At 61.9% G+C, this 11274-nt stretch carries 7 protein-coding genes; all 7 read right to left on the bottom strand.

Annotated features, from left to right (window positions below; genetic code table 11):
- Positions 1–210 precede the first annotated feature (210 nt).
- The 7 genes from OKA05_RS14960 to OKA05_RS14930 all read right to left on the bottom strand — a co-directional run bounded on the left by OKA05_RS14960 (position 211) and on the right by OKA05_RS14930 (position 11269).
- Entirely contained in the window at positions 211–1584 is a 1374-nt protein-coding gene (locus tag OKA05_RS14960; protein ID WP_264487972.1) for a hypothetical protein, read from the bottom strand.
- Positions 1585–1813: 229 nt separating this feature from the next.
- A complete protein-coding gene (locus OKA05_RS14955) occupies positions 1814–5032 on the bottom strand; it encodes a beta strand repeat-containing protein (RefSeq protein WP_264487971.1) in 3219 nt (1072 codons plus the stop codon).
- Positions 5033–5644: 612 nt separating this feature from the next.
- A complete protein-coding gene (locus tag OKA05_RS14950; protein ID WP_264487970.1) occupies positions 5645–6499 on the bottom strand; it encodes a fumarylacetoacetate hydrolase family protein in 855 nt (284 codons plus the stop codon).
- A 23-nt stretch (positions 6500–6522) separates the two neighbouring features.
- Positions 6523–7278, bottom strand: a complete 756-nt coding sequence (locus OKA05_RS14945; RefSeq protein WP_264487969.1) for an SDR family NAD(P)-dependent oxidoreductase — start codon at positions 7276–7278, stop codon at positions 6523–6525.
- Complete coding sequence (locus OKA05_RS14940) at positions 7275–8129, bottom strand: amidohydrolase family protein (protein ID WP_264487968.1); 855 nt, start codon at positions 8127–8129, stop codon at positions 7275–7277. Before OKA05_RS14940 ends, OKA05_RS14945 begins: the two co-directional genes overlap by 4 nt.
- Before the next feature lie 6 nt (positions 8130–8135).
- On the bottom strand, positions 8136–9356 hold the full coding sequence (locus OKA05_RS14935) for an enolase C-terminal domain-like protein (protein ID WP_264487967.1): 1221 nt from the start codon (positions 9354–9356) through the stop codon (positions 8136–8138).
- Positions 9357–9388: 32 nt separating this feature from the next.
- The gene (locus OKA05_RS14930; protein ID WP_264487966.1) at positions 9389–11269 is read right to left on the bottom strand and encodes an alpha-L-fucosidase; all 1881 of its coding nucleotides are present in this window, start codon (positions 11267–11269) and stop codon (positions 9389–9391) included.
- Positions 11270–11274: the final 5 nt, after the last annotated feature.

The raw sequence follows: 11274 nt of genomic DNA, 5'->3' as shown, positions 1-11274 counted from the left end.
CGGTGCGGCCACCCGGCGTGGATACTTGAGTCGCAAGGAGCGCGCGGACATCTCCGCTTGGGCGGCGACTTTTTTCACGGAGATGACTTCGTGGAAATGCCGGTGGATGAAGACAGCCGCCCCCGTCACACCGGCATGGCCGCAGTGGAATGCCGTGGCCTGCTCAGCGCAGGCTTGCGGGTAGCCACAGCAAACCACTCGCGGGTATCGCTATTCCAAATCATCCAATCCGGAGATGCGATCGTTCGAAGGATTCCGTGTCAGGCATCGCCACACGGGGCCGTTCGGATCCACCGGGACGGTCTTCGTGTCGGAAGGAAGGCTATCATCGAGGCGAAACAAGGGAAGGATGGGCGAGCCTTCGGCCGTCTTCTGGTAGGTCTTGCCCGATTGTTCGATCATCAGCCATGAGCTGAAATACGCGCCCGGCATTTCTCCCGTCAGGATCTCGATCTCATAGCTCTTGCCGGCGAAGGCCGCAAACTCCGGCCCCACGGCCAACCCTCCGAACCAGTCGTTGTAAGGCAACGGCTTGTTGAGCCCGGGGTAAGGATAAAATGACATCGGCAGCGAAGCTGGCGCGCGACGGAGCTGCTTCTCGACGTTCTTGTCGCGTTTCTTCCCGGCCAGAACATCCAGATGGGTGGCAGACTTCGTGAGCAGTAGCCGTGTCGGGCCGCTGAGGATCGTGACACCATAGTCGAACACCAGCTTCCCATCAAATCGCACCGCCAGCACGTTGTCCGCGAATCCGACGAAGCGGAAGCGGCCGGATTCCGGCGGGCTCACCGTTCCCCGATAGATCACCGCCCAGCAACTCGGCTGGACCTCCTTCTCGCATTGGAATGCCGCAGGAGCATTCTTCGCGGGCATGGTGGGGAGATAGATTTTCGTCTGATACAGGGTTTGAGTCGCCTTGTAGTACTTCTCCTGGAGCGCGCGTTCCTTCCAGCCGTTGTTGATGAACTCGTGAAGGATCTGTTCCACCTTATCGGAATTCACGCCGGTGGGTTTTCGGTCCTGGTTTTGCTTGAAGTCGTAGAAGGTGCCGACCAGCGCATTGCCCGTGGGCTTCATGATTCCGAATGGATTGATGAACCCCTTCCCGAAGCCCGGGCCGCTGCCCGGCCCCGTGCCAGAACCGACGCCCGTTCCCGAGCCCGCCCCACTTCCCCCGCCCACACCGCCACCGGAACCCATATGCGCCGCTCCCATATCCATCGGCAGGCCCGGGTCCATGAGATTGTCCGCCGAGTCGGGCAGCGAGAAGGAGGCCGTGAGCGAGGTGGAGGCGATGCGCTTGGACTGCGCCGGGGCGGTCATCGCCGCCTTCCGCGCCGGTTGGATCCTGTGGGAAGTTCCGTTGCTACCCCCGCCTCCCCCCCCGGGGAGGAAATCGATCTTCTCCGGCGGCGGCTCCACCCAGCGGATGAAGAAGAAGATCGCCAGCAGGATAAAGATCGCATGGACCAGCATGGAGATCGTGAAGGCCCCCAGCCCCATTCGAGCGATGAGTCGTTTGAGCCCGGAACGACTCTTCGTTTGCGTCTGCTCGGGCTCGGCGTTGGCGGAAGATGGGTTCATGGGTAGTGTTGGGCTTCCAAAGTGAAAGATGCTGTCCCGCGAAATGTTTCCGGGAGCTGTGGAATTCGAAAAGGGAGCGCACGCGCGGAGTCGAAGGCGGCCTCATTCTGGAACTAAAATCTAGTTTCGGGCCGACAGGCACCGCGCGGATTCCTCCGCGCGGCACCCATCCTTCCCTTCTTGACCTCGACGGGAAATTTATTGTCGTCCCTTGGATGACCCCATTGGCTCAGGGCGCGATCTCCACCCGCAGGCGGGCGAATTTCTTCGTGTCTGGAGCTTGGGCAATCGTCAACTTTACCGTGTCGGTGCCGTTGAGATTGTCAGTCACGGTTACCCCGGTCGTGGAGCCGGCGGTGTTGTTGCCGACGGTGAAGTTCAGCGGCCAGGTCGCGAGCGTGGTCCCGACGTCGATAAAGACTGTAGCGTCCAGGGTCTTAGAATCCTGATCGCGCAGAAAGGTGAAGACAAGGTTGCCCGCCTCGATCGAAATGGTTGGCAGTTTGCTAAGATCGTTGGTGTTCGCCAGTCCACCGAGGACATACTCGACGCCGTTGGCAACCCCGTCGCCGTCGTAATCCTGATCGTCGGTTTGCCCGGGTGCGTTGGTGCTCGCCCACGAGCTGTAGCCACCCGCAGGAGTGACGGCTTCCAAGGTCACCGCATTGCTGTCGGCGTAGCGGATCTTGAAACTGTTGATGCCGACATTCACCGTGGCGCCCTCCGCCAAGCCGCTGAAGGTGCCGCCGAGCGTGCCGCTGTAGGTGATGAGGGTTAGCTTGGTGCCAAGCGTAACAGCCGCCGGAGTGCCGGCGATGTCCGTGACCGCAAGCGTGCCGCCCAAGGTGACATTACCCGTGACATTCACCACGTCCGCGGATGGCGTTCCGGACGAGTCGATCTGGGCAAAAAGCGTGGCACCGACTGGCAGCGTGAGGTCGCCCGTTGCGAGCGACTCGATCGAGGTCCCCGGGGCGAGCGCGGCGCCGGATTCCAGGACGACGGGTCCCGCCACAGCGCCGGTGCCGCCAAGGGTGCCGGTGGACTTGACGGTAACGGTGTTGGTGCCGGTGGCGGAACCGCTGGCATTGTTCGCCAGCAGCGTGCCGGCATTGATGGTGGTGGGTCCCGTGTAGGTATTGATCCCGGTGAGCGCCCAGGTTCCCGCGCCGGCCTTGGAGAAGGACACCACACCGGTGCCGTTGTCACCAATGACGGGAGCGAAGGTGTTCGCGCCGGTATTGGAGCCGCCGAGGGTGAGCGAACGCGTCAGGTTCGTCGTGCCGTAGGTGATGTCACCGGAGTTCGAAAATTCCAGCGTGTTGCTCGTGGCGTTGTTGGCGATGATGCCCGCGCCACCGGCGGCGGTCCGGCCGATTTGTAGCGGACGATCGGTGGATGAAGACGAGCCGCCGTCAACCAGCGCGAGGGTAGCGCCGCCATCGAGCGTGAAGAGACCCGTGGCGCTCGCGGCAGAGGCCCTGCCAATTGAGGAGTTGGAACCAATGTTGGCGAGCTTGGTTGCGGCGAGCGTGCCGCCGGTGGCCGTGACGGCGGAGTAACCGATTTCGCTGTTTCCCGTTCCCTTGATCACCAGCGTGCCGGATCCGCCCTTGAGAAAAGTCGTGGCGTTGGTGCTGAGGGCAGTATTAACGATGTTGCCATTGAAGGTGACAGAGGTGGTCCCTGCGACATTGACGGTCCGATTGGTCGCCCCCGTCCCACGTTCCAAATTACCCGTGAAGGTGAGGTTGCCGGTACCGGTACCATCGCCGAACGTGATGGAGCCTCCGGCAAGCTCTTGATAAAATCCCTTGCTGATCGTGAGCGCAGTGGCATCCACCGAGGCAAAGACGGTACTTGCGCTCCCGCTGCTGCTGCGGAGCGAGGCGCTGGTACCCAGAGCCGAACTGGCGTTCACGCGCAGGGTCCCTGCATCGATGCTTGTTGTGCCACTGAAGCTGTTCGTGCCGGTGAGCGTCAGCACACCGGTGCCGATTTTGATCAAACCGCCGGTGCCGGAGATGACGCCGGCGTAGCTCGTGGAAGCGTTGTTGCGTCCCGTCGTCAGGGTCGCCGCACCCAAGACAACGTTGCCGCCCGTCGTGCCGCCTCCGGCGAGAGAACCGATATCGGTCGCAAATCCCGTGATATTCAGGGTTGCTCCTGCCACATCCGCCAACGTCACCGTGGATCCATTGCCAAAGGGACCGCTCGTGCCACCCACCGAGGGCCCGCCCGCCTTGAGGGTGCCGGCACTTACCGTGGTAGCACCGCTGTAGGTGCTGGCTCCGCTGAGGGTGAGGGTTCCGGCAGACGTCTTGGTAACTGCGACCGCGCCGATGGCTCCGACCAAATTTTGCGCAATCACACCCGAGAACGAACCGCTGCCGACCGTCAAGGTAGCCGTGGTACCGGTGCCACTGTTCCGTGTGATGAATCCACCGCCATTCAGCGCCCCAATGCTCGTCGAATTGGAGTTGACAATGGTGAGGTAGCCCCCCGCATCGACCGTGGCATCCTGGCCATTCAACGTACCATTGAAAAGTGTCAGATTGCCACCTTCGAGAACGTGGACGCTACCGGTGAAAGCGGCATAGGCGTTGGCATTGGTGATGTTGAACCGGCCTTGGTTTGGGCTCACTCCCACGGCAGTTCCTGACTGGGTATTGCCAACTTCGAGAGTTCCGGCTCCGACCAGTGCTCCGGTGAAGTTCACCCCCCCCGAACCGGTGGCGGTGCGTGTGACCCGCAGCGTGCCATCCAGGTTGATATTCCCCGTGCCGAGCGCGCGAGCGCCACTCCCGACGAAATCGATCAGCGCGCTATTCCCCGAAGCCACGGTGAGGGTGTTGGCTCCGGTGAGGTTGCCGGTGGTGTTGACCTGTAGGGTGGTATTGTTCCCGAGCGCGACGTCACCGGTTCCCAAGGCACCGAGGTGGGAAATCGCCAGGGTGCCGGCTTGGATGGTGGTGCCGCCGCTGTAGGTGTTCGCCGCATTGAGCGCCAGCATGCCGGGGCCCGCTTTGGTAAGGCCCGCAGTTCCCGCGAGCTCCGCGGTGACGGCGGCGTTCTTGCCAGTTCCCAGTGCGTTGACGGCGATGGTCGGCGTGCCACCTTCCAGCGTGAGCACGTTGCCGGGCGTGGCATTGTTATCGAGGATCCATCCGGCAGCGGTGAGAGGGTCGGTGTCCCCAAAGCTCAGGCTGCCAATGGTTCGCGCGGAATCCAGATGGACCGTATTGTCCGCTGTGATATCGATGGCGCTAAAGTCCGCGGTGAAACCCGCGCCGTCGGCGCTGATGGAACCCGACCAGTTGGTGGGCTCACTCCAGGTACCACCGCTGGTGGCATTGGCCCAAGCCCCCGCAGCGCTTTCCGCATGGGCTTGGAAAACAACGGATCCGAGCAGGACGCTGAGATGGATGAAACGTGGAGTTTTTTTCACGAGGTCGGAGTGATCTGGTTTTAACAATTCGGGTAAGGACGGGAGGACGAAAGGGAACCGGAGCCGGATAAAATGCTGGAGATTTGTGGGCCGGGCCGGTTGGCCTTTTTCATCGAGATCGCAGCCCAGTTGTATTACAGCCAGAGACCCCGAAGCCATGGACAATCCGGGGAAAAAACTGGACAAACTTACGATTGGCGGCCCCGTCCAAACGGGGGTTCCACCTGTGCTTGAGCAAGAAATTCGCTCTCGTGAATGAACTTCAAAGGGATACTTGGACCCATCTAACAAGCACCCACTTCCATCAGGCCTGGACCTCATTCACCTGGGAACCAATCCCACGCCTCTCCACTTCCCTGCCGCGATCAGAAACGCACGCGCCCCTCGGATTGCTCCGGGGGAAAGCGCCCCTCCCCTCCTTGTCCTCGACGGCAAGTCGATCTCATCACCCTGTTTGCGTAGGCCGCGAATGCCGGGACGCGGTCAACCCGCCGAACCGTCGTTGGATGGCAAGGGCTGGCTGAGCCGGGGTAAAGATGAAGTGACCTCGCCAGCTAAGCGGGTGCGCGTCGTAGCGGCCTCTCGACGTTCTTGTCCGCCGATGCAGTTTGGTTATGCCTCCGCGCTCGCCACCTGGCGCTGGCTGCCGAGTCCGTCGATTCCGAGTTCGATCACGTCGCCCGGCTTGAGATACTGGGGCGGATTGAAGCCGAGTCCAACGCCGGCAGGCGTGCCGGTGGAGATCACGTCGCCGGGCAGGAGCGTCATGAAGCCGCTGAGGTAGCTGATGACGTGCGGAATGTTGAAAATGAAGTTGGCGGTGTTGCCGTCCTGCTTCTTCTCGCCATTCACGGTAAGCCAGAGGCGCAGAGCGTGGGGATCGACGATCTCATCCGGGGTGGCGAGCCAGGGGCCGAGCGGGGCGTAGGTATCGGCACTCTTGCCTTTCACCCATTGCCCGCCGCGTTCGAGCTGCCAGGCGCGTTCGCTGTAGTCGTTGTGAAGGACGTAGCCGGCGACGTGCGACAGGGCATCCTCGTAGGACACGTGCTTGGCGGTCTTGCCGATGACCACGGCAAGCTCGACCTCCCAGTCGGTCTTCTCCGAGCTACGCGGGATGACCAGCCCGTCGTCGGGACCGGTAAGCGCGGTGGTGGCCTTGAAGAAGACGACCGGTTCGGCGGGCTCGGCCATGCCGGACTCGGCGGCGTGGTCGCGGTAGTTCAGGCCGATGCAGATGATCTTGCTGGGGCGGGCAATGGGAGAACCCAAACGGGCGCCGGCCGCCACCTCGGGAGCACTGGTGGCGTTGGCCGCAAGCCATTCTGTTAGTCGAGTGAGGCCATCGCTGGCGAAGAAGGCTTCATCGTAGTTGGCGAAGGCGGCGGAAACATCGATGTGGCGACCATCGGCGAGGATGACGCCGGTTTTCTCATGGCCGGGCTGACCGTGACGGATGAGTTTCATGAGCGAGTGGAGCGTGGTGCGGATTAGCGGAGCAAGGTGAAGCCGCCGTCGAGATCGTAGGCGGAGCCGGTGATGAATGAGGCCTCAGGGGAGCAAAGGAAAGCAGCGAGGGCGGCGACTTCCTCCGGAGTGCCCATGCGGCCGATCGGCTGCGAGGCAGACAGTTTGGCAAACATTTCCGCTTCACGTCCCGGATAGTTCGCGGCGAGGAAGCCATCGACAAAGGGTGTGTGAACGCGGGCCGGGCAAATGCAGTTACAGCGGATACCCTTGTCCACGAAATCGCGGGCTACCGAGAGCGTCATGGTGAGCACCGCACCCTTCGTCATGCTGTAAGCAAAGCGATCGGCGATGCCGACCTTTGAAGCGATGGACGCCAGATTGACGATCGAGCCTCCGCCACTGGCGAGCATCTTGGCGACGCCAAAGTGGAGACAGTGGTACACACCGCGGACATTGACCTGATAGAGACGATCGAGATCGGCCGGTGTGGTGTTGAGGACATTGCCGATATGGGCGATGCCGGCGTTGTTGACCAGGATGTCGAGGCGATCGAGCGAGGCAAAGGCTTCGCGGACCGATTCGGTATCGGAGACATCGGCGGCGACGACCGATGCACTGCCGCCGCCCTCGCGGATGGCGACTGCGGTCTCCTCGCCAGCTTCCGCGCGGAGTTCCAGGATGTGAATGTGAGCGCCGGCTGCAGCCAGACGGAGCGCGATGGCACGGCCAATACCGGATCCAGCACCGGTCACGAGGGCTTGAGAGGAAGGACTCATGGAGCAAAAGGCTTCAGTTGATAAATGCGCCGCACGTTGCGCTGATAGAGGCGATCGAGTTCGTCTTGGGAGCAACCCGCCAGAATCTCATCCAGCAGTGTGATCCAGGTGGTCATGTCACGGGTGAGATTGCAGAGCGGCCAATCGCTCCCCCAAACCAAGCGGTCCCAGCCGAAACAATCGATCACGTGTTCGACGACCGGGCGCAGGGTGTCGGCTTCGATGCGCTCCGGCGAGGCGTAGGCGATGATGCCGGAGATCTTGCACGCGAGGTTGGGGCGACGCGAAAGCTCCTTCAGTCCGGCCTTCCAGAAATTGAGATCACCCGCCGCAATGTCCGGAACCCCGCAATGGTCGAGGACGAAGCGCGTGCCCGGACAGGCATCGATGAGTTCCGCGGCGATTGCATGCTGACGCGGCAGTATGCAGAGATCGAAAGTGAGACCCTTCGTCCCGATCCGCGCGACGTTTTCACGAAAGACCGGAGCGGTGGACAACTCGTCGGGTTGGGTATGCAGCACGCGGCGGTATCCCACCAGACGTGGATGCGCCGTAGCCTGGAGCCAGGCACTGATGTCATTCTCTTCGGGACGGCAGGCCGCGATGACCCCCGAAATCCCGTTCGCGGGATCGTCCGCGAGCTCACAGAAGAACGCGGCTTCACCGACCGCTTGCGCGAAGGGCACATCGACCTCCATGAAGATGGACTCCCTCACTTGGGACGTGACCGTCGCGGCGCGGTAGTCATTCACGCGGAATGATTTCCCCCCAAGAACCGGGAACGCCGCCGTCCAGTCGTATGAGAAATGCTCCGGATAAAGGAGATGCTGATGGCAGTCGATACGGTCCATGGCAGGTCAGAGCAAGTCACACGATGCGCCCGGTTCCTGAGGCGTCTGATAGACGCCGCCCTCGACGCGGACGGGATGAACGAAGTGCCCGCGCAGGTGAGGAATGTGCTCGAGAAAGAGCGCCTCGTGGCCCAGCCCGATATGGTTGAAGAGCACGAGGTGCTGGTGGAGCTGGCCCATGTCGCCGACGTGCGGCACGACGGGGATGCCGGCCTTGCGGGCCATCAGGCTGATCGCGAGGAACTCGCTCACACCGGCCACGCGCACGGCGTCCACCTGGCAGAAGCCCATGCACTCCATCTGGAGGTAATTCTTAAAGATGACGCGGTTCGGCACATGCTCGCCGGTGGCGACGCGGTGACGGCCGATCACATCAGCGAGCGTCTTGTGCGCAAGGATGTCGTCCGGGTGCGTCGGTTCCTCGATCCAGAAAGGGTCCATCGGGAGCAGCTTCCTGCAGATGTCGAGCGCCTGCGGAAGCGTCCACTGCTGGTTCGCGTCCACCATCACGCGCACCTCGTCTCCGGCCGCCTCGCGGACGATGTTGGCGCGGCGGATGTCGCGCTCCGCCTCCTTCGAGCCGACCTTGAGTTTCATGGCGGTGAATCCGGCGGCGACGGCCTTCCTTGTATTCTCACGCACCTGCTCGTCGGAATAGTTGAACCAGCCAACGGAGGTGTCATAGCCGGTGTATCCGCTTTTCAAGACGCCGCTGCGGGATTCTCGGGTCGGCTCGGCGGCTTCGAGGATCGAGAGCGCGTCAGCGGGCATGAGGTAATCCTCGAGATAGGAGAGGTCGAGCGTGGCGACGACTTCGGCCGGCTTGAGGTCGATAAGGAGCTTCCAGAGCGGGACGCCGCGCTTCTTGGCCCAGAGGTCCCAACAGGCGTTGGTGACGGAGGCGAGCGCGAGCTGCACCACGCCCTTGTGCGGTCCGAGCCAGCGGAACTGCTGCTCATCGGCCATGGCGCGCTGGAGGTTGCCGAAATCAGCCATGACCTCCTCGATGTCGCGCCCGACGAGGCGAGCGGCGTAGAACTCAGCGGCGCGGCAGACGAGATCGTTCCCCTCGCCCAAGGTGAAGGCGAGTCCGGTCCCGGTCAGGCCCGAGTCGTCATGCAGGAGCAGCGTGGCGTAGGAGTAAATCGGGTCGCGATGAATGGCGTCCGAGCCATGGCCGGAACCGATCGGGTAGCGGGCGTCGCGAGTGGCAATGCGGGTGATCATGTTGACAGGAGACTTGCCGGTGCCGCCCGGACTTAATTTTGCTCGCCGAAAACTTCGACTTGCTTGAGAAGTAGTGGCCGCGATGCGCCTTCCGGGAGTTGGAGTTTGACGTAGCGGGCGTTCTTGCCAGGCACATACGCTCCAGCCACGAATTGGGTGACTGGAACCGACCAAATCTCCGCATGGGAGGCGGCTTTCCAGACCGGTGTCCACTCCGACTTGTCCGCGGAAACCAACACTTCCAGGTCTCGGGCTCGCGTATCGCCGCGGCGGTTGGCGATGCGAAGGCCTTTGATGTTTTTAACCCCTCCGAGATCGATGATCGCCCATGGGCTCTTCTCGCTCATGGTGTGGAAGGCATAGTCCTGGTTTTTGCCGGTGAAGAGCGTGGGGTGAAGGGACGGGTCGTCATATTCCGGCCATGAGGAACTGGCCGTGAAAGTAGCGGCTCCGGAGATCACCTCTCCATAGCCCGGGCCATCGAAAATGGAGGGCGCGGCCTTGGCCTCGTAGATTTTGGTGACCGGACGGTCGAGCTTGAGTTCGATGATGGTGTCGAGCGGATCGCGGTCCTTCTCGTCCATGCTGAGGGTGATGACTCCAGCGGATTGCTCGAATTTCACCGCTCCCCCGGTGAGCGCGCGGGCGGACACGATCTTTTCATCGATGGGCGCAAGCGGAAGACTGGGGCCCGGCCAGCGAAGGATATGAACGTAAACCGTATCACCACGGTAAGTCGTCCCCCCCCAGGTGGAGTTACGCAGAGGACCGCCGCGGGTGTGGTAGACGCTTACCCCGTATTTTTTCAGCCATTCGCCCACGCCTTTCAGGGCAGCGACCTCCTTGGGCTGGATCTCGCCGGTTGGCATCGGCCCGACGTTCAGTAGCAGATTGCCGTCACCGGTGGAGGTCTGGACAAGAAGGGAGATGAGCTGTTGGACCGACTTTACCCCGGCGGTGGGATGGTAGCTCCATTGCGAGGTGAGGGTGACACAGGATTCCCAAGGACGATCGTGCTGGAAGTTGCCGACGTGCTGCTCGGGCGTGTCGAAGTCTCCGGGGATCGAGGCCCGATTGTTGATAAGGATCTGGGGCTGGCACTCGCGAATCAGCCGATAAAGCCGTTCCGCGTCCCAATCCTCCTCCTTGAACATTCCTCCCCACCAAGCGGCATCCAGCCATAAGATATCAATCTTGCCATACTTGGTCAGCAGCTCCCGGACGGCGTTGAATTGATACTCGAGGTATTTCTTGTGGTCGCGTCCCGCAAGATTGCCCCTGGGATTGTACTGGGGGTGATAGAATTCCCGCTGGGCGAAATAGAACCCGATCGGCATGCCCGCCGCGTGGCAGGCATCGGCCAGCTCTTTGATGTAGTCCCGATCGAAGGGCGAGTTCGTGATCTTGTAGTCCGAAAACGCGGTATCCCACATGTGGAAGCCGTCGTGGTGTTTGGTGACGATGACGATGTACTTCGCGCCTGCGGAACGCGCGATGTTCACCCATTCCTTGGCATCGAAGTTCTCCAGTTTGAAGTCCTTGTAGAGGTTGTCATAAACTTCGTCCGGGATTGGCCCTGTGCCGCCATCGGGCGAGAGGTGGGTTCCCCTCCCCCAACCGAGTTCCACACCCTTCAGGCTCGCCACGCCGAAATGAACGAACATTCCGAGCCGCGCCTCTTGCCACCACTGCTGCGCTCCGGCGGGGGCAAACGAACTGGTGTCCCAGCGCTCCGGCGAGAATGATTGGAACTTGAAGCTTGGCGTGTGTTCAGGTCGCAGGGGACCGCGCACCGAGCTTTGCGCGTGGAGGGCAGGGCCGAGCCACAGCAGACAGCACGGCGCTAGCAAGAGGCGTTTCACCTTGAGCATAATGGCGGATGGAGATTTGCCGATGGAAATGCGGGTGATCATGGTTT

Origin of the sequence: Luteolibacter arcticus (assembly GCF_025950235.1) — a bacterium.
Classification (GTDB): Bacteria; Verrucomicrobiota; Verrucomicrobiia; order Verrucomicrobiales; family Akkermansiaceae; genus Haloferula; species Haloferula arctica.
This window is presented reverse-complemented; position numbering and strand designations above follow the sequence as displayed.

Coding starts and splice junctions, on each gene's coding strand:
- OKA05_RS14940 (WP_264487968.1), bottom strand. CDS start 8,129: ATGGACCGTATCGACTGCCATCAGCATCTCCTTTATCCGGAGCATTTC.
- OKA05_RS14960 (WP_264487972.1), bottom strand. CDS start 1,584: ATGAACCCATCTTCCGCCAACGCCGAGCCCGAGCAGACGCAAACGAAG.
- OKA05_RS14945 (WP_264487969.1), bottom strand. CDS start 7,278: ATGAGTCCTTCCTCTCAAGCCCTCGTGACCGGTGCTGGATCCGGTATT.
- OKA05_RS14930 (WP_264487966.1), bottom strand. CDS start 11,269: ATGATCACCCGCATTTCCATCGGCAAATCTCCATCCGCCATTATGCTC.
- OKA05_RS14935 (WP_264487967.1), bottom strand. CDS start 9,356: ATGATCACCCGCATTGCCACTCGCGACGCCCGCTACCCGATCGGTTCC.
- OKA05_RS14950 (WP_264487970.1), bottom strand. CDS start 6,499: ATGAAACTCATCCGTCACGGTCAGCCCGGCCATGAGAAAACCGGCGTC.